The following is an 18,912-nucleotide window of genomic DNA, read 5'->3' as shown; positions in this document are numbered from 1 at the left end:
GATTCTTCAGGATGCTGGCCATGCGTGAACTTGATCTGGAATCCGCCGTCCCGGCGCTGCAGGCTGGAGGCGTCATCGCCTATCCGACCGAGGCGGTCTGGGGTCTTGGCTGCGATCCGTCCAACGAGACGGCGGTGATGAAGCTGCTGGCACTCAAGCAGCGGCCAATCGAGAAGGGAATGATTCTGGTGGCCGCCGATCCGGCGCAATTGGATGGCTGGGTGCGATTGGACGCGCTGACCGATGACCGCCGCATGGCAGTACTGGCGAGCTGGCCCGGCGCCAATACCTGGATCGTGCCGGCCGGCGACCGCGCGCCACGCTGGATTACCGGCGAACACACCGGCATCGCGGTGCGGGTCAGCGCTCACCCGTTGGTGCAGGCGCTGTGCGAGGCGTGGGGCGGCCCGCTGGTATCGACCAGCGCCAACCTGGCCGGGGAGCCGCCGGCACGCAGCCGTGAGCAGCTGGATCCTGCATTGTTGAACCTGCTGGACGGGCTGGTGGATGGTGCCACTGGCGGCCTGGCCCAGCCCACCCGCATCCGCATCGCCGCCACCGGGCAGGTGCTGCGGGATTGAATCCTGCCATTGCAGCAGCAGCGCCAATGGCGAAGCCAACACTGCCTCCGCGCGTGCCTGTCTGCCGCTTCAGAAGCGGGCATTGACGACGCCCTATTCTCGTAGCCCCAGCCCGGCGGGCCACGCCTGCAAGCCCCTCTGCACGCTCCCTGCGCGTCTCCGTGTCACCATGGCGTCATGCGTACCCGCCTGCTCCTGCTCGGCCTCCTGACCCTGCTGCCCGCCTCGGCATTGGCGGTGGATCCGCCACCGTCGAGCAACGTGCGCATCTACCGGTGCGTGGGCGCCAATGGCGCGGTGTCGTTGCAGGATGCGCCCTGCAAGGGTGACCACCGCCAGCAGGTGTTGGACATGGTCCGGCCCAAGGATGCGCCGCTGGCGGCACCGCTCCCTGCACCCGCCGCACCAGCACCGGTGATCGAACGCGAAGTGCGCGTGGTCACCGTGCAGCCACCACAGCCTATGTACGAATGTGTGTCGCCCGAAGGCGAGCGCTATACCAGCGACAACAACGAAGGCAATCCGCGCTGGGTGCCGACCTGGGCATTTGGTTACGTGTCGCCGCATCACGGCCATGGTCCCCGTCCGCCGCGCCCACCCGGCGCAGGTGGCGTGCCATGGCACCCGGGCGTTGCCGTGCCAACCGGCTCGGTGCTGGTGCGCGACACCTGCCACGCGCTGCCACAACAGGAAGTCTGTGCGCGCCTGAAAGACCGGCGCTGGGAACTGATTCGCCGTTACAACAGCGCGCTGCAAAGCGAACGCAAAACGCTGGTCCGCGAGCAGCGTGGCATCGAAGCGCGACTCAACCAGGATTGCGGCGGCACATGAAGTGCCTGCTTGTGTTCACGTTGTTGCTGACCTGCGGCGAACTGCACGCCGATGAGGTGATCTTCTACCGCTGCACGGATGCCACCGGTGCACTGACCGTGCAGAACATGCCCTGCCCGAAGGGCATGCAGCAGACCACCAAGGTGATGCAGGCCGTCGCCACGCCGCCGCCCACTCTCGCCCCCGTGGCCACACCTGCCGCGGCGGTATTGCCCGTGCTACCGGTGTTGTCCGCTGCACCACACGCGCCACCGGTCGCTGCGCCAAAGCCGCCGGTAGCACCGGTTGCGCGCAAAGCACTGCCACCGCTGTTCCAGTGCCGCACGCGCGAAGGCCAGAACTATCTGAGCGAAACCAGCGATCCGCCGGGCCGCTGCCTGGCATTGCGGGTGACCGGCCTGGATGGCAACCCGGATACCGGCGCGGGTGAAGCCTGCGAAATCGTGCGCGACACCTGCACCGCCGTCGAAACCGCACAGCACTGCGCCACCTGGCACCAGCGTGTGCGCGATGCCGAAGCCGCGCCACGCTCAGTTACTTCCACGCGCGCCGCGCAGTCACTGCAGGACGAACATCAACGTCTGCAGAAACTGTGGGACAGCAGCGACTGCGCCGAACCGAAGTAAGCCGTGCTCAGAATCCGTAGCGCAGGAAGCCGCCATCTACCGCGATGCATTCGCCGGTGATGTAGCTCGATGCCGGCAGGCACAGAAAGCCGACGGCGGCGGCCACTTCCTCGGGCTCACCGATGCGACGCATCGGCGTGCGCGCGATCACTTCATCGTAGTAATCCGGATCGGACAACGGCCCGGACGTTCGGCGTGTGCGGATGTACCACGGCGCTACCGAGTTGACGCGGATACCGTCCTCGGCCCATTCGCAGGCCAGGTTGCGGGTCATCTGCTGCATCGCCGCCTTGGTCATGCCATAGACCACACCACTGCGAACATGAGTGATGCCCGAGACACTGCCCACGTTGACGATGGCCGATGATGCGTGACGAGTGAGCAACGGATAGGCGTAACGCGACAACTCGAAAGCCGAGAACAGGTTGCCCTCGAAAATGCCACGCCATTCGTCTTCGGAGTAATCAGTGGCCGGCTTGCTGATATTGCCGCCGGCATTGTTGATCAGCAGGTTGAGGCCGTCGCAATGGTCTTCGACCCAGTCGAGGATGGCGTGGCGATCCTCATCATCAGAGACGTCGGCGGACAGGCCGTGGATTTCACGTTCGGGAAAGGCATCGGCCAGTTCATCGCGTGCGATTTCCAGCGCGTCGGCATCACGACCAACGATCAGCAGGTCGGCGCCGAAGCCCAGCAGTTCGCGCGCGATCGCCAAGCCGATACCGGCACTGGCACCGGTCACCAGAGCGGTCTGCCCTTCCAATCGCCAACGCTGCGGATTCATGGTTGTTCCTCGTCAAAGCCGAAATGCGGCGTCGCAAAGGGACGCTGCGGGGGATGGGCGCTAGGATAGCCGCCTGAGTCCAGCGGAGCATGCCGATGAAGCCTTATCACTCCCTGATGCTGTTGACGCTGCCCTTGCTGGCCGCGTGTGGCAAGCCGCAGCCACCGGAAACCGAGCGACGCCCGGAGCCACAGGTGGCGGCAATGCAAGCGGCCATCGCGCAACCGCTGGAGCAGGCCAAAGCTGCGGCGGCGGCAACGGAGGAAGCAGCGAAAGCCGACAAGGCAGTGTTGGATGCGGCAGGAGCAAGCGCGCAGTAGCGAAGAGCCCCTTCCCTCGCCCTCCCCTTGCGCGAGAGGGACTTCTGCTCGCGCTCAAGGGCGGAAGCTTCCCGCACACAACAACGCCGCCCTGGGGCGGCGTTGTCTACATCTGACATTGCGGTTTGCTTAGAAGCCGCAGAAGCAATACGCCAGCGACTTCACCGGGGTGCCGTTACGGTCTTTCACAGCGTCCTCGACAAAGCGCAGCTGGGTGTCCAGCTCCGGCATCGAACGGGCCAGCATCATCCGCGCCACACCGGAGTCGGCCAGCATCCATGCGCCCATGCGGCTGCCGGCGAAGCCGGTCATGAACTGCGAGAACGGCGTTGCGCTCTTCTCGATGTAACGCACGCGGAACTTCTCGGCATCACCCAGCTTGGCGCGGTTGGCGGCGTCAGCCACGGCAGCCTTGAGGCCACCGAACTCATCCACCAGCCCGCGCTCCTTGGCCTGCGCACCGCTCCAGACGCGGCCGCGGGCCACTTCGTCCACGGCTTCAACCGGTTTGTTGCGTGCCTGCGCGACCTTGCCGGTGAAGTCGGCATAGCCCTTGTTGATGATCGATTGGATCACCTGGCCAACCGCCGGGTCCATCGGACGGGTCACGTCGAATGCACCGGCAAAACGGGTGGTACCGACACCGTCGGTGTGCACGCCGATCTTGTCCAGGCTGCGGGCGAAGTTCGGGATCATGCCGAAGATGCCGATCGAGCCGGTGATGGTGGATTCGTCGGCGTAGATGCGGTCGGCGTTCATGCTGATCCAGTAACCACCGGATGCGGCCATGTCACCCATCGACACCACCACCGGCTTGCCGGCGGCCTTGAGCGCATCCACTTCACGGCGGATCTGCTCGGAGGCAAACACTTCACCGCCCGGCGAATCCACACGAAGCACCACAGCCTTCACGTCGTCATCGTCGCGGGCTGCACGCAGCAGCGCCGAGGTCGATTCGCCGCCGACGCGGCCGGCCGGCAGGTCGCCACCGGCGATTTCGCCCTCGGCCACCACGACAGCCACCTGCGGACGCGAATCCATCGGCGAGCGACGGGCATCCACCTGCAACAGGTAATCGTTCAATGCGATCTGGCGGTAACCGCCCTCGGCATCACTGTCGGCTTCGCCGCGCTCGGTGAGCAGCGCCTGCACTTCCTCGCGGGTCTTCAGGCCGTCCACCAGCTTCTGCTGCAGAGCGAAACGGGCCAGGTCGCCTTCGACGGCGGCAATGCCTTCGGGCAGCGTGTCGATGCCGGCAGCCAGTTGCGCCGGATCAAGCTTGCGCGCCTTGGCGATGTCGCCCAGGTAGCGCTGCCATACGTCGTTCATCCAGAACAGGTCCGCTTCCTTGGCCTGCGGTGAAGCTGCGTCGAGCACATAGGGCTCGGCAGCGGACTTGAACTCGCCCACCTTGAACAGGTGCACGTCCACGCCCAGCTTTTCCTGCAGGCCGGTACGGAAGTACTGGCGGTAACGGCCCAGGCCCTCCAGCAGCAGGCTACCCATCGGGTCGAGGTAGACCTCGTCGGCCTGCGCGGCCAGCAGGTACTGCGACTGGCTCAGGTTTTCGCTGTACGCCACCACCTGCTTCTTGGCAGCACGCAGCTCCTGCAGCGCGGCGGCCACTTCACGCATCGAGGCGAAGCCGCTTGGCTGGAGCTTGTCCAGGTTCAGCACCACGCGCTCGATCTTCTTGTCGTCACGTGCGGCCTCGATCGCGCGGATCAGGTCACGCAGCTGCAGCTCTTCGGCATTGCTGTCACCCAGCGCCTTGCCCAGCGCGCGGCTGACCGGATCGGTGCTGAACTGTTCGACCAGCCGGCCTTCCGGGGCGATGACCAGCGTGGTGCGGTCCTGCAGCACCTTGGTCGAGGAGGCGCTCATGCCCATCGCGGCAACGAACACCATCAACAACAACAGCAACAGGCCGAAGAACACCAGGTTGAGGATCAACCGGCGGGTGAAATTCATCACGTCCCACAGGCCGATAAAGAAGCTGGCGATGGGATTGCGACGCGGCAGAGGGGGGGGATTCATGGACGCTCCGAATGGGGCTTGTTGCAAAGCAGGATACGCATAACCACACAGGCCAGCATGGCCTTTAAGTCAGGGGGTCGCGTGGGCGATCAGACGCCGGCTGCTGACCCGCAGGCGCCAACCCAGCAGCACCGCGGCCACGGTCAGGCCCATGATCAGCCCCACCCACATGCCTTGCGGCCCCCAGCCCAGGCCCAGCCCGAGGCCGGCACCCAGCGGCATGCCCACGCCCCAATACGCAAACATGGCGATGAACATCGGCACGCGTGTGTCCTTGAGCCCGCGCAGCGCACCGGCCGAGAGCACCTGGATGCCATCAGGAATCTGGAAGGTAGCGGCGTACAGCAGCAGGAGGGAAGCCAATGTCGCCACGGCGAGGTCGTCGGTGTACAGACGCACCACCGCTTCATGGCCCAGCAGCAGGCCCGTGATGGACATCAGCTGGGTGACCATGACGATGGCGTAACCGGCCCAGGTGGCACGGCGCACGCCCAGCGGATCGTTGCTGCCGACCGCATGACCCACGCGCACGGTGGTGGCTTCCGCCACGCCCATCGGGATCATGAAACACAGCTGCGCCACGTTGATGGCGATCTGGTGGGCACTGGCTTCGATGGCACCAATACGACCAATCAGCAGCGCGGTGATGATGAATAACCCGCCTTCCATCAGCACGGTGATGCCGATTGGCAAACCCGTACGCAGCAGGTCCCAGATGGCTCGCCAGCGCGGCAGCTCGAAGTGGCTGAACAACTGCAGGTGAGCGAAGCGCTTGGTCGTCCATAGGTAAGCGCCAAAGCAGATGGCCTGCACCCACATGGTCACTGACGAGGCGATGCCCAGGCCTTCGGCGCCCAGCTCCGGGAAACCAAATTTGCCGTTGCACAGCGCGTACCCCAATGGCCCGAGGACCAGCAGGCCGCCGAAGCCGATCAACATGGTCGGCAACGTCCAATGCATGCCTTCGCTGAGATAGCGCATGCAGAAGTACAGGGTCAGCGCGGGTACGCCCCAACGGATGGCGTGCAGGAAGCTGGTGGCGCCGGGCACGATATCCGGGGCGATGCCGAATGCCGGCAGGAATGCCGGCACCACGCTCAGGAACAAGAACATCAACACGCTCAGGCCCACCCCCAGCCACAGCGCCTGGCGGAACAGCGGACCAATCTCGCGTTCGCGACCGGCGCCGTGCAACTGCGAGACTGACGCGGTGAGCGAGATCAGGGTGCCGATCGGCACCAGCATTGGCAGCCACAGCAATGCCGTGCCGATGCTGACGGCAGCAAAGGTATCGGTGCCATGGTGGCCGGCGATGGTGTTGTCAACGAAAGCGATCAGACCGGTCGAGACGTGGCCAAGTACCAACGGCAACGCGAGCAGACCGGTCGTCCGCACTTCTTGCATGAAGCGCGGCGTAGCGGGAGAAGTAGGCATATAAAACAGATGACGCAGACTGCGGCCGGCGCGGAAAGCGCGCGGATGCCGGGTTGCGAGTGTGCGCATTCTAGCGTGGCAGGGGCGTGACTTCCCCGCCCCGCCGATGAACGGCCCGCGTGATGGGGTCAGCGCGCCACGTTCTGCTGCAGCCACGCGGCACGTTGCGCGGGTGCCAGGGCCAGCAGCTGTTCGCGCAGTGCCGCCCGTTCCTGCGGCGGCGTGCGCTGCGAAATCAGGCTCAGTTGCTCCAACTGTGCGGCATCAAGTTGATGCAGCAGGGCCAGCATCGGCTCGCGCTGCTCAGCCGGCAGGTAGCCCAGCATCGGTTGCAGCTTGGCGTAGAGCGCACCCAGGCGCGGCCCCAGCAACCAACCGTCGCGATGCATCTGGTCCATTCCCTGGAAGCGCGCCCGCAGGCTGTCGCGCTGGGCAACGGGCATGGTCGCCAGGGCGGTGGCGGCTTGAGCAATGCGCTGGCGTTCGGGTTCGGGCAGCACCTGCCAGGCGGCATAACGGGCCCGCAGTTCGCGTTTGAGCTGCGGGGTCATCGTCGCCCAGGCGGCCTGCGGGGTCTGCACGCTGGCAACCGGTGCAATCTGTTCAACCGACGCCGGCAGGGCGGTGGGCACGGCGGCCTGAGCCACCAGCGCCGTGCTCAGTAGCAGCGGCACACACAGCCAGCGGCAATCAATTTTCAGCATCGACCGTCTCCAATGCGGCACCGGCCGGTTCCGGCCGACTCGGCTGCGGTTGCGATTCGTCCACCGGCAACGGGCCGCCAGCGGCATACCAGGCCAGGAAGTCCGCATCCCGTGCCAAGGCAAGACGCGGATCGGCCAGCATGGCGGCGTCGGCGGCGGCATGGGCGTCCTCGCCCGGGGCCAGCGGGGTGCTGTCGTCGGGCAGTTCTTCCACTTGTACCGGTCCAGTGTCGTCCAGTCCGTTACCCGTATTGGCCGCAGTTGTCGGGGCATGCGAGCGCCACCACCACACCGCCACCACGGCCAACAGCAGCAACGGCACGCACAGCAGCAGCCACGTGCGCAGGCGCCAAGGCTCACGCTGACGTCGGCGGGGTGTGGGCTTGCGGCGGTCATCCTTGAAGGTGAGCGCGGGCGCGGGCGCGGGTGCCGGCTTGGTCGGGAGCACGCCGCTGATCACCGACTCACGCAGTTGCTCCAGTTGCTGCAGGCGTAGCTGAGACAGGTCGCGGATCCGCGACTGCACGTCTTCGGCCAGTTGTCGCCAGCCGTTTGCATCCGGATACCCCTCGGTGTCGCGTGGGCAGGCACCGGCCAGGGCCTGACGGTAGGCGTCAGCCTCGACCCCCAATACCGCTGCGGCAGCGGGCTCATCCATGCCAGCGCCGATACGCAACAGCATCGCCAGCCGTTCGGCCGGGGCCAGGACCTGCAAGTGCGCCACCGGCTCAGGCCAGTGCCCACCCGTCGGCGGCGCCAGCAATTGCGGGGTGCTGCACAACAAGCTCCAGAAGCGGGAGGGCCAATCTGCCATCTGCAGGTTGGCTGCGTGGCCGACAAAGGCACGCATGGCCACGGCCACCGCGCGTTCGGCCAGGGCGGCATCGCCAGCCTGCAATTCAGCCACGACCAAGGCGCGGCGCTCAACGCCTCGCAGGAAGGCGGACAGTGCATTGGCTGCGGCCGGGGAAAGGGGGGCGGGTGCGGCCGTCATGTGAACTCCATCATCCCGGGAATGATACCCAGCGCATCCTTGGCTGCCGATGCCTGCACATCGTCATCACGACGCCGAATGAGGCCGCTGCCGCAAGTTGTGCACAGCGTCAATACCCTGTAACAGAGTTCACGCATAGCGTTGGGCAGACCCACATTTCGTTTTTGTTTCACGGCCAACTTATTGATTAAATTGAATTAATTAATTTGGCTATTTTTTGTCCAAGTTAACCCTGAGGCTTGAACCGTCGTCCAAACCGCGTGGAGCACAATGTTCACCCACAGAGTTATCCACAGCAAATGTGGATAAGCCAAAATCCCCAATCAGGGCCTGCGTTTACGCGCCATTTATGCCCACGTTCACAACAACACAACGCAAGCCGATGAGCGCTGGTCACTCGTCCGCTGACGCTACACTGCCGCCCATGCCTGCCTGCCTCACCTTGCGCATCGCCCTGCCGGTGCCGTTACCGCAATTGTTCGACTACCTGCCACCCGAAGGCAGCCCCACGCCGGACAGCGGCGATGTGGGCCGACGCCTGCGGGTGCCGTTCGGCCCGCGTGAGCTGGTCGGGGTGGTGGAAAGCATCGGCCAGGCCGACGGCGACGCCCCGCTCCGCGCTGCGCTGGAGTGGCTGGACCCGTCGCCGCTGATCGATGGTGAACTGGCCAGCTCGCTGCATTGGCTCTCGCGCTACACCCATGCGCCCCTGGGCGAAGTGATCGCCACCGCCCTGCCGGCTCCCCTGCGCCGAGGCGAGGCATTACCTGACACCCACGGCTGGGCTTGGGAGCTGACCGACGTCGGTCGCGACGGTCTGGCCAAGCTGCGTTCCGGTACCCGCCCGCAGCGGCTCGCCGCCCTGTTGCACGGCGGCGCGGTCAACGAAGACCTGTTGGACGACCAGCTCGACGACTGGCGCAGCGCGGCCCGCGCGCTGGCCAAACGCGGTTTCGCCGTGCGGGTTGATGTTCCCGCATTGATCCCGCAGGCCGACACCCGGCCCGGCCCAACACCCAACCCGCAGCAGCAGACTGCCATTGATGCCATCAACGGCTGCGATGGCTTCCAGCCATTCCTGCTCGATGGTGTCACCGGCAGCGGCAAGACCGAGGTCTATCTGCAGGCGATCCGCCGTTGCCTGCAGCAGGGCCGTCAGGCGCTGGTGCTGGTCCCGGAAATCGGGCTGACGCCACAGATGCTGACGCGCTTCCGCAGCCGCCTGGGCATCCCGGTACACGCACTGCATTCGGGCTTGAACGACAACGAACGCGCACGGGTGTGGGCGGCGGCATCGCGTGGCGAAGCACGGGTGATCGTCGGCACACGCTCGGCGATTTTCACGCCGTTGCCGCAGGCCGGTTTGATCGTCATCGATGAAGAACACGACGGCAGCTACAAGCAGCAGGACGGCATCCGCTATCACGCGCGTGACTTTGCCTTGGTGCGCGGCAAAGCACTGAATGTGCCGGTGGTGCTGGGCAGTGCCACGCCATCGCTGGAATCGCTGCATAACGCACGCAGCGGCCGGTACACGCACCTGCGACTGCAGCAGCGCGCCGGTGATGCAAAGCCACCGGGCGTGCGGGTGTTCGACGTGCGCAAGCGACCGCTGCAGGATGGTTTGTCGCCGGAAGTGCTGGTCGGCATCGGCCAACACCTGAAGGCTGGCAGCCAGGTATTGGTGTTCAAAAACCGCCGTGGTTACGCGCCGGTGCTGCTATGCCACGACTGCGGCTGGACCGCACCGTGCAAACGGTGCAGCACGCCGCTGCACACCACACCCATGACGGTGCATGGTGGTGGTCGTCGCCTGCAATGCCATCACTGTGGCGCGCGACAATCGGTGCCATTGGCCTGCCCCGATTGCGCCAGCCTTGCCCTGCAACCACAGGGCATTGGCACCGAGCGTCTGGAAGAACGCTTGCTGCAGCTGTTCCCCGATTACCCGGTGCTGCGCATTGATCGCGGCACCACCACGCGCCGCGATGCATTGGAACAGACACTGGCCACGCTCGGTGAGCAGCCAGGCATTCTGGTCGGCACGCAGATATTGGCCAAGGGCCACGACCTGCCCAAGCTCACCCTGGTGGTGGTGGTGGGCATCGATGAAGGCCTGTTCTCGGCGGACTTCCGCGCCAGCGAGAAACTGGCGCAGCAGCTGATCCAGGTGGCTGGCCGTGCGGGCCGCGCTGAACGCCCTGGCGAAGTGTGGTTGCAGACACATCATCCTGACAACGCGCTGCTGCATACGCTGGTCAACGGCGGTTACCACGCCTTTGCCGAGGCGGAACTGTTACAGCGCGAGGCTGCGGGCTTCCCGCCGTTCGCACATCTGGGGCTGATGCGCGCCGAGGCCAAGCAAGTGGAACAGGCCAATGAATTTCTGGCCGCCGTGAAGCACCTGATACCGGGCGAAAGCAGTGTCGAACGCTATGGCCCGATGCCGGCACCGATGCCACGCCGGGCTGGGTTTCAGCGTACGCAGTTGTTGCTGTCGGCCGAACAGCGACGGCCATTGCATGGCCTGCTCGCTCAGTTGATGCCGCGGGTGTATGCGCTGCCGCAGGCGCGGCGCGTGCGTTGGTCGTTGGATGTGGACCCGATGGATCTTTATTGAGGTGGCGTTTTTTAGCTTGAAGAGCGGCCCTCATCCCAACCCCTCTCCCGCATGCGGGAGAGGGGCTCAGGTCTGTGTCTACTGATGCTCAAAGCCCCTCTCCCGCATGCGGGAGAGGGGTTGGGGTGAGGGCCGCCGTTGCTGCGCAGACTTACCAGGTCTTGCGCAGTGGATGCGCTTCGGTGTTGAACACCACGCCGTCAAAGTCGAGGGTCTTGGCCGGGGCGAACAACAGGTAGTAGTACTTGAACGTCTCGGCAAACAGGAAGCTCTCCATCGAGTCGTCCTTCTCCTTGCTGCGCACATCCTTCAGTGCGGCAAAGCCGTGCTCGGTGCGGGTGTAACGCACGAAGTCATCGAAGAACTCCTTGCCCATGCCGCGGTAGCGCGCATCACCGGTGTAATGGTGCAGGTAGTACGCCGACTCGACGATCTCCGGGCGCAACGCATAACTCGGCGAGCGCACTTCCATCGCTGCGTAATCCAGCGACTCCGGCTCGATGCCGTTCAAGCGCCACATCTTCAGATTCGACTCCTGCAGACGCTTGGCGCGATCCAGGTCACCCCCCAGTGCCAACAGGCCTGGCATGAAGGCATCCAGCGCGCCATACGTCGACGAGGTGCGCTTGCCGGTATCCATGTCGGCGTGGCCGTACCACAGCTCACCCTCACGCACTTCATCGGCCAGGTACTGATTGACCGGGCCGATGCTCTCGTCCCACATACGCTTGCAGTCTTCGTCGCCGAACAGCTTCCAGCACTTGAGCAGGTACTCGTAGTACGAGTCGATGCCCCCCGCGATGGAGGCGTCCTTGTTGGTCCACTCGCCGGTTTCAACGTTGATGTTCAAACCCACCAGACCAATCTTCGAACGACGGTTGTGCGTTTCCACCAGCGCACGCTTGGCCTTGTCATAGTACGCCTGCTTGCCGGTGAGCTTGGCCAGCGTGCCGAATTCCAGCAGCAGCGTGCCGGTCTCGGCCGGGTTGCTGATCTTGCCACTGGTCTTGCCAGTGCGCAGGTTGACGTGGGTGTACGGCAGGCCGGTGGGGCTGTCGAATACCGGCGACAGACGCGTGCCGAGATCGTCGGCAAGCTTGAGCAGACGCTCGTCGTTGGTCATCTGGTAGGCCGACAGCAGGCCACCGAGCAGACGGATGGTGACCTCGAAGTTCTGCACGTCGATGTCCTGGTCGAACGAGAGCTGGCTGACGATCAGCTCACGCGCTTCGTTGGCTTCCTTGTCCATGCCGAGCAGCAACAGTGTGTCCAGTGCATCGACCGGCGACATCAGCAGCGGCACCGGATACCAGTCGCGCGGCTTGGCGGTGAGCGGCTTCAGGTCATCGTGGCCCTTGGCGTACTGCATGTAGCCCTGCCATGCATGGCGGGTGGCTTCGCGCACCTGCTCAGCCATGCGCGCAGCTTCGGCGTCATCCACGACCGGCACATCGGCCAGCGGCGCTTGGGTTGCCGCCGTTGCGGGCGCGGCGGGAGTATTGGAAGCAGCGGGCGCGGTCGTGTTGTTGCAGGCAGAGAGCGCCAACATCACGGCGACTACCAAGGGGGCACTACGCAGGGCACGGGTCATCATGGAATCCTCTGGACGGAAGCGTTGTCTTGCGATGGAGCGGGGTTGGAGTGCAGCGCATCGCCGAGCGTCTGTAGACGCAGTGCGGCACGCAGGGTGGACAGGCCGGCGCGGCTGCGCACGACCACGTCATAGGGTTGCCCGGGCAGCAGATCGAAAGCGTTGTCTTCGACGTGGGCATCGGCATTACCGAAATCGATCCATAGCGCACGCGCAAGGCTGCGGCTGTTCAAGCGCAGTCGGTAGTGATCGCCTTCCGTCTGCAGCTCGGCCTGCACCTGGTCGGCGGCAAGCAGCTGTTCCTTTGCAGCAGCGAAGTAAACGATTCGCTGTGCCAGCACTTTGCCGTCATCAATCAACTCGAATACCGCCAGCGTGCGACGCGGATCGGCGCCTTTCAGCAACGCGGCATCACTCAGACGTGTGACCTCGGTAGCCGCCAACGGCGCCAATGTCACCGCCCGCTGCTGCTCCTGGAGTATGCGTCCGTCGAAATCCATCACCCGGTAGCGCAGCTGTGCGGCAAGCGGTGTCTGGCCATCGTTGAGCAGGCTGACACGGGTTTCCCCGGCATCGCGCAATGCGGCGACTGCCACCTCGGCAAAGAAGCGACGTGCGTGGAAGTTCAGCGCTTTCCAGTTACCGAAGTAATCCACACTCGACCACGACGCACCCGGCCAAACATCATTGAGCTGCCAGTACAACGAACCCATCGTGTAAGGACGCGAGGCGCGATGATGCAGCGCGGCCAGTTCAATGCCCTCGGCCTGCATCACCTGGCTGAGATAGACGAACTCAGCGAACGAACGCGGCGTGCCGTACTCCATCTCGATGTAGTGCAGCAGGCGCTCATTGCCCTTGCCGGCCATGAATTTCTGATGGGCGCGGATCACCTCGCCCTCCACTTGCTGTTCCTGCTTCGTCGCGAACGCATCCACCGTGGACAACTGCGGCCATGCCTGCAAGCCGTACTCGGACATGAAGCGCGGCGTCTGGCGCAGGTAAGCAGTTACCGGCAACGCGGGCCCGCCCCATACCTCCCAATAATGTTTGTCGCCACGGCGCGAATCGTTGGCCTTGCTGTCCAGATCGTTGCTCGGCGAACTCGACCAGTACGGCACACCCAGGCTCTCCTCCGCTACCACCTTGCGCAGATCGGTACCGAACAGATCGACATAGCCTTGCCAGACCTTCGCGGCGAAAACCGGATCCGCCTCGGTCAATTGCTTGCCGTGGCCCCAATCCTTCCACGCGGTTTCTTCCTCGTTGTTGCCACACCACAGCACGATGCTCGGGTGATGACGCAGGCGGCGGATGTTGTCACGCGCCTCGGCCACGACGTTGCTGCGGAACGCAGGATCGTAACCGGGCTGCATACCGCCACCGAACATGAAGTCCTGCCAGACCAACAGGCCAAGTTCGTCGGCGATGTCGAAGAACGCATCGTCCTCGTAATAACCGCCGCCCCAGTTGCGCAGCATGTTCATGTTGGCATCGCGCGCGGCCTGCAGATCGCGACGCAGGCGCTCGCGCGTGACCCGTGCTGGAAAGGCATCGAACGGAATCACGTTCGCTCCCTTGGCGAACACCGGCACATCATTGATGACGAACGCAAAGCCCTGCCCACCGTCCTTGTCCAGTTCGCGGCGCAGCTCCACAGTGCGTAGACCGGTGCGAATGCTGGCCTGATGCGCGGCATCGCGGCCATGTCCCACGCGTGCCTGCACGGTGTAGCGATCCTGCGCACCGTAGCCTACCGGCCACCAGCGACGTGGTTGATCGATGCTCAACGGCAGCTGCAGCGTGTTGCTGCCCGGCTGCAAAGTGGCATCACGTTCAATGCGCGCGACGCGTTTGCCGTCCGGGTCGAACACCTCGACAACGATTTCGGCCTTGCCGACTGTCTCGCCCTGCTCCAGCTCCAGCAGCACGCTCAGGTTGGCGCGCTGTGCATCCAGTGCATTGGTACGCACGGCCAGATCGGTGATGCGATTGTCGTTCCAGCTTTCCAGTTGCACGTCGCGCCACACGCCTGCGGTCACGTATCGCGGGCCCCAATCCCAGCCAAAGTGATAGGCCGGCTTGCGCACGAAGTTGCCGACCATCGCATCCTTCGGCTCATCACCATAGGGCGAGGGATAGTTGCCGGCGATTTTGTGCGGCATGGCCTGCACCTGCGGCAGCAAGGTGCGGATCGGTGAACGGAACACGATGTGCAGCTCGTTTCCCGCTGCGCGCAGGCGTCCCTCGACGCGCGCACGCCAGGTGCGGTGCGCGTTGTCGGCCTTCAACAGCGGCGCGCCGTTGAGGCTGACTTCCGCAAAGGTATCCAGGCCATCGAAACGCAGTTCGGTATGACGCTTTGCCAATGTCGCCGCGTCCACATCAAAGCGCGCGCGGTACTCCCAATCGCCCAGGCCGATCCACTGCAGCCCGGCTTCGGCCGCGCCGACATACGGATCGCCGATCACGCCTGCCGCCATCAGATCGGTATGCACGCTGCCCGGCACCTGCGCCGGGCGCCAGGCATCCAGGCCCGCATGCGCCTGCAGCTGCGCATCGCCGGGCAGCAGCCGGAAGCTCCACTGCGCCTGCAGCGGTGCGGCCAACGCCGTGCTGACCAAGCTGCACAACAGGCACAACAACGCACCCCGCCAGCGCCGAGCGAGGTGCTTATGGATCGATCCAAATTGCATGCCTGTGCGTTGCATGTCACCTCCTCCGTGCCGCTGATTCCGGTGGTTGCCTTACCGGGCTTTGAAGCTCATGACGCCGTCATCGCCAAGACTGCGGGGATGACGACGTAAACCCTGCACCCAAGGCTCAACGCGCCTCGCGTACCACGTTCAACACTTCGTGACAGGCGCCCATGGTGTGGTAGTCGGTCTTGCCGGCCGGGCTCTTCTCGTCGCTGTACTTGCGATTATCCGCATCAAGAATGCGGAACCACGCGCCGTACTGGTGATCGACCATGTGCTCCCACGAGTACGCCCACAGCCGGTCGTACCACTGCCAATAGTTCTCATCGCCGGTGCGCTTGGCGAGCAATGCAGCCGCAGCGAGTGACTCGGCCTGCACCCAGAAATATTTATCGTCGTCGCAGACAAAGCTGTCGCCGCCGATCGGTGCGCCATCCATGCCGGGCTGGCGACGTGCTTCCGGCGCGAAGCCGTAATACAGGCCGCCGCGTGCGTCATCCCACGAGCACGCCATTGCGGTGTCGAACAGATGACGCGCGGTCGGCACCAGCCAATCGGCCTGCACGTGGCGGTCGAGGATCATCAGCAACTTGGCCCATTCGGTCTGGTGACCGGGCTGGAAGCCCCACGGGCGGAACAGATGCTTGGGATTGTCGAGGTTGTAATCCCAATCGATGTTCCACTCGGTGTCGTAGTGCTCCCACACCAACCCACCGGCCTTGGCGGCCTGGCGACGGGTCATGTTGTCAGCCAGCTGCAGTGCGCGCTCCAGATAGCGCTGTTCACCGCTGGCTTCGAACGCGGCCAACATGGCTTCGCACATATGCATGTTGGCGTTCTGACCGCGGTACCCCGTGAAGTTCCACTGCGCATCGGCTTCATCGCGGTACAAGCCGTGTTGCGGTTCCCAGAAGTGGCGCTCCAGCAGCTGCCAGGTTTCGTCCATCCACACCCGGCCCTGCTCGATACCGGCCTTCAGCGCGCAGCTGTAGGCCAGCAACACGAAGGCGACGCCATAGCAGTGGTTCATGTCGTCTTCGACCTGACCATCGCGCAGCGTCCACGCATAGCCGCCGGTAGCCGGATTGCGATGCACGTTGCGCAGGTAATCCACGCCATGTTTCACCGCGTCCAGATACTCGGCGTTGCCGTATTCGCGGTAAGCCATCGCATAGTTGAAGACGAAGCGCGTACTGCTGACCAGATGACGATGATGCGCATCGTAGACGCTGCCATCGTCACGGTAGTAATGGAAGAAGCCCCCCTGCGGATCGATGCAGTGCGGATGGTAGAAGGCCATCGTGTCGGCGATATGCGCACGCAGAAAGGCCGGGGAGCGGAAGTCGGGAGCGGTGGTATTCATGCGGTGGCGTCCTGTTGCTGCAGCAGCTTTTGCACTTCTTCCAAGGTAGGCATGGCCGCGAATGCGCCCTTACGGGTGACCGCCAATGCGCCCACCGCTGCGGCGAAGCGCAGCGTGTCGGTGATGGCCTGTGCATCGTGGCAAAACGCGGCGAAGCCCGCGCCGGTGGCCGCACGCTCAGCCAGGCCGTACAGCACGCCACCGACAAAGGCATCGCCAGCGGCCGTGGTATCCACGGCATCGACGCGGAAGCTGGGCACCTCACCGTGACCGTCGCGGGTGGTCCAACGCAGCAGACCCGCGCCATCGGTGACGATCACCCAGCGCGCCTGTGCCGCCAACAAGCGCTGTAGCACCTGCGCTTCACCATCGCTGCCGTACGGCTTTGCCAGATAGTCCAGCTCCTCACGCGACAGCTTGACCAGATCGGCCCGCTCCAGTGCCTGCCACAGCCACGGTGTCGGATCGGCATCGGCCGGCCACAGTGCCGGGCGCAGATTGAGATCCAGACTGACCACAGCACCGGCAGCGCGCGCGCGCTCCATGCCGGTGAAGGTGGTCTGCGCAATGGCCGGTTCGGTCAGGCTGTTGGAGCAGACGTGGAAGCAGCCGGTGCCGTCGAAACAGGCCGGTTGGAAATCCTCGCTGCGGAACAGCAGGTCTGCTGCCGGTGGCCGGTAGAAACTGAAACTGCGCTCGCCATCGGCATCCAATGCGACGAATGCCAACGCGGTCTTGGCCGCGTCGGTACGTACGATGCAACCGGTGCCGACGCCGGCCTCGGCCAAGCTCTCGGCCAGGAAATCACCAAACATGTCACGGCCCAGCATGCCGGCAAAATGGCTGCTGGCACCCAGTCGCGCGGCGGCGACCGCGACATTGGCGGGTGCACCACCGGCGTACTGCAGGAATGCGCGCGGCGTCTCCGGCGTGGCCGGCGGCTGCGCTAATAGATCGATCAAAATTTCGCCGAAACAAACAATCTTGCCCATCTGGCCTCAGCCCCCCTGGCCGTTGCCGGTACGGGGGCGTGAGCCCACCAGTCCGTAGAAAATGACGTAGCCGTAGCAGAGCAGCGGCACGATGAAAGAGTGATGCAGGCCGATACGGTCAGCCAGTACACCCTGCAGAAGCGGAATCAACGCACCACCGACGATGGCCATGATCAACAGACTGGACGCCTTGTTGGTCAGCGGCCCGAGTCGCTCGATACCGAGTGCGAAGATGGTCGGGAACATGATCGAATTGAACAGGCCTGTCGCCACAATGCAGTACAGCGCGGTCTGCCCGGAGGACATCAAGGTCAGCGCCAGCAACACCACATTGGCCACGGCAAAACCGGCCAGCAGCTTGCGCGGCGACAACCGCACCAGCAGCGCCGAGCCGGCGAAGCGGCCGATCATCGCACCGCCCCAATACAGCGACACATAGTTGGTAGCCTGCTGCTCGGTCAACCCACCGATTTCCGGCATCGACAAGTAGTTGACCAGGAAGCTGCCGATAGACACTTCCGCGCCCACGTAAAAGAAGATTGCCAGTACGCCGAACAGCACATGCGGCTGACGCAGGGCATCCATCAAGGTGTGATGGCTCCTGTCAGCCTGCTCGGTGGCCTCTGACAACGGCGGCAGGCGGAACAGATAAACGAAAACTGCAAGCAGCACCAGCGCGATGGCCAGACCGACATACGGCCCCTGTACCGACTGCGCTTCGGTGACCCGATAGGCAAGTTGTTCGGCGGCCGGCAGCGCGTCGATCTGGTCGCCACTCTTGACCGTGGTACCCAGGATCAGCAGACCACCGAACAAGGGCGCCAAGGTGGTGCCCAGCGAGTTGAGCGCCTGGGCCAGCGTCAGCCGGCTGGAAGCAGTCTGCTCCGGGCCGAGCAATGCCACATACGGATTGGCGGCCACCTGCAACACGGTGATGCCGGTCGCCAGCACGAACAGCGAGGCCAGGAAGCCTTCATAGACGCGCAGCGCTGCAGCCGGCCAGAAACCCAACGCGCCGATGCCGGCAATCACCAGGCCGGCGACAATGCCGTTCTTGTAACCCAGCCGCGCTACCAGCCGACCGGCCGGCAACGACATCAAAAAATACGCACCGAAGAAGGTGAACTGCACCAGCATCGCGCGGGTGTAGTTCAACTCGAACACCGCCTTCAGATGCGGAATCAACACGTCGTTGAGGCTGGTCAAAAAGCCCCACATGAAGAAGATGGTGGTGGCCACCGCCAGCGCCATCCGGGGATTGACCACCGAGGCGGAGGAACCTGTCGTTTTCAGCGGTGTTGTTGGTATCGCCATGCGCGGTACGCCTCGGTGCGGT

15 protein-coding genes are annotated in these 18,912 nt (G+C 64.4%); 5 read left to right on the top strand and 10 right to left on the bottom strand.

Annotation, left to right across the window (positions count from 1 at the left end; translation table 11 throughout):
* Positions 1-20: 20 nt before the first annotated feature.
* The 3 genes from PAN08_RS02020 to PAN08_RS02010 all read left to right on the top strand — a co-directional run bounded on the left by PAN08_RS02020 (position 21) and on the right by PAN08_RS02010 (position 2,038).
* Positions 21-581 (top strand): Sua5/YciO/YrdC/YwlC family protein, encoded by a 561-nt coding sequence (locus tag PAN08_RS02020; protein ID WP_269789886.1) that lies wholly within the window; start codon positions 21-23, stop codon positions 579-581.
* Positions 582-758: 177 nt separating this feature from the next.
* Positions 759-1,412 (top strand): DUF4124 domain-containing protein, encoded by a 654-nt coding sequence (locus PAN08_RS02015; RefSeq protein ID WP_269789885.1) that lies wholly within the window; start codon positions 759-761, stop codon positions 1,410-1,412.
* Positions 1,409-2,038, top strand: coding sequence for a DUF4124 domain-containing protein (locus tag PAN08_RS02010; RefSeq protein ID WP_269789884.1), 630 nt, complete (start codon positions 1,409-1,411; stop codon positions 2,036-2,038). The genes PAN08_RS02015 and PAN08_RS02010 overlap by 4 nt, the downstream gene beginning before the upstream one ends.
* Before the next feature lie 7 nt (positions 2,039-2,045).
* Here the strand turns inward: PAN08_RS02010 and PAN08_RS02005 are convergent, their stop codons facing one another.
* Complete coding sequence (locus PAN08_RS02005) at positions 2,046-2,822, bottom strand: SDR family oxidoreductase (protein ID WP_269789883.1); 777 nt, start codon at positions 2,820-2,822, stop codon at positions 2,046-2,048.
* Positions 2,823-2,917: 95 nt separating this feature from the next.
* On the opposite strand from PAN08_RS02005, the gene PAN08_RS02000 reads away from it, so the two are divergent.
* Positions 2,918-3,142 carry a hypothetical protein gene (locus PAN08_RS02000; RefSeq protein WP_269789882.1) on the top strand — a complete coding sequence of 75 codons (225 nt, stop codon included), beginning with the start codon at positions 2,918-2,920 and terminating at the stop codon, positions 3,140-3,142.
* Between the two features lie 129 nt (positions 3,143-3,271).
* Here PAN08_RS02000 and sppA read toward each other — a convergent pair whose 3' ends face one another.
* From sppA to PAN08_RS01980, 4 genes are all read right to left on the bottom strand, one after another.
* Entirely contained in the window at positions 3,272-5,179 is a 1,908-nt protein-coding gene (gene sppA, locus PAN08_RS01995; protein ID WP_269789881.1) for a signal peptide peptidase SppA, read from the bottom strand.
* Positions 5,180-5,248: 69 nt separating this feature from the next.
* A complete protein-coding gene (locus PAN08_RS01990) occupies positions 5,249-6,613 on the bottom strand; it encodes an MATE family efflux transporter (RefSeq protein ID WP_269791141.1) in 1,365 nt (454 codons plus the stop codon).
* Positions 6,614-6,741: 128 nt separating this feature from the next.
* Positions 6,742-7,317: a DUF3106 domain-containing protein gene (locus tag PAN08_RS01985; protein WP_269789880.1), complete on the bottom strand. Its 576-nt coding sequence runs from the start codon at positions 7,315-7,317 to the stop codon at positions 6,742-6,744.
* Positions 7,304-8,311 carry a hypothetical protein gene (locus PAN08_RS01980; RefSeq protein WP_269789879.1) on the bottom strand — a complete coding sequence of 336 codons (1,008 nt, stop codon included), beginning with the start codon at positions 8,309-8,311 and terminating at the stop codon, positions 7,304-7,306. Before PAN08_RS01980 ends, PAN08_RS01985 begins: the two co-directional genes overlap by 14 nt.
* A gap of 424 nt (positions 8,312-8,735) precedes the next feature.
* Between PAN08_RS01980 and PAN08_RS01975 the strand changes: the two genes are divergently transcribed.
* Positions 8,736-10,931 (top strand): primosomal protein N', encoded by a 2,196-nt coding sequence (locus PAN08_RS01975; RefSeq protein ID WP_269789878.1) that lies wholly within the window; start codon positions 8,736-8,738, stop codon positions 10,929-10,931.
* 151 nt (positions 10,932-11,082) lie between these two features.
* On the opposite strand, the gene PAN08_RS01970 is transcribed toward PAN08_RS01975, so the two are convergent.
* From PAN08_RS01970 to fucP, 5 genes are all read right to left on the bottom strand, one after another.
* Positions 11,083-12,522 (bottom strand): glycoside hydrolase family 47 protein, encoded by a 1,440-nt coding sequence (locus tag PAN08_RS01970; protein WP_269789877.1) that lies wholly within the window; start codon positions 12,520-12,522, stop codon positions 11,083-11,085.
* On the bottom strand, positions 12,522-15,218 hold the full coding sequence (locus PAN08_RS01965) for a glycoside hydrolase family 2 protein (RefSeq protein WP_269789876.1): 2,697 nt from the start codon (positions 15,216-15,218) through the stop codon (positions 12,522-12,524). The genes PAN08_RS01970 and PAN08_RS01965 overlap by 1 nt, the downstream gene beginning before the upstream one ends.
* A 127-nt stretch (positions 15,219-15,345) precedes the next feature.
* Positions 15,346-16,584: an AGE family epimerase/isomerase gene (locus PAN08_RS01960; RefSeq protein WP_269789875.1), complete on the bottom strand. Its 1,239-nt coding sequence runs from the start codon at positions 16,582-16,584 to the stop codon at positions 15,346-15,348.
* Positions 16,581-17,576, bottom strand: coding sequence for a carbohydrate kinase (locus tag PAN08_RS01955; protein ID WP_269789874.1), 996 nt, complete (start codon positions 17,574-17,576; stop codon positions 16,581-16,583). Before PAN08_RS01955 ends, PAN08_RS01960 begins: the two co-directional genes overlap by 4 nt.
* Before the next feature lie 6 nt (positions 17,577-17,582).
* Entirely contained in the window at positions 17,583-18,890 is a 1,308-nt protein-coding gene (gene fucP, locus PAN08_RS01950) for an L-fucose:H+ symporter permease (protein ID WP_269789873.1), read from the bottom strand.
* Positions 18,891-18,912 lie beyond the last annotated feature (22 nt).

It is taken from the genome of Stenotrophomonas sp. Iso1 (assembly GCF_027497995.1).
GTDB lineage: Bacteria > Pseudomonadota > Gammaproteobacteria > Xanthomonadales > Xanthomonadaceae > Stenotrophomonas.
This window is presented reverse-complemented; position numbering and strand designations above follow the sequence as displayed.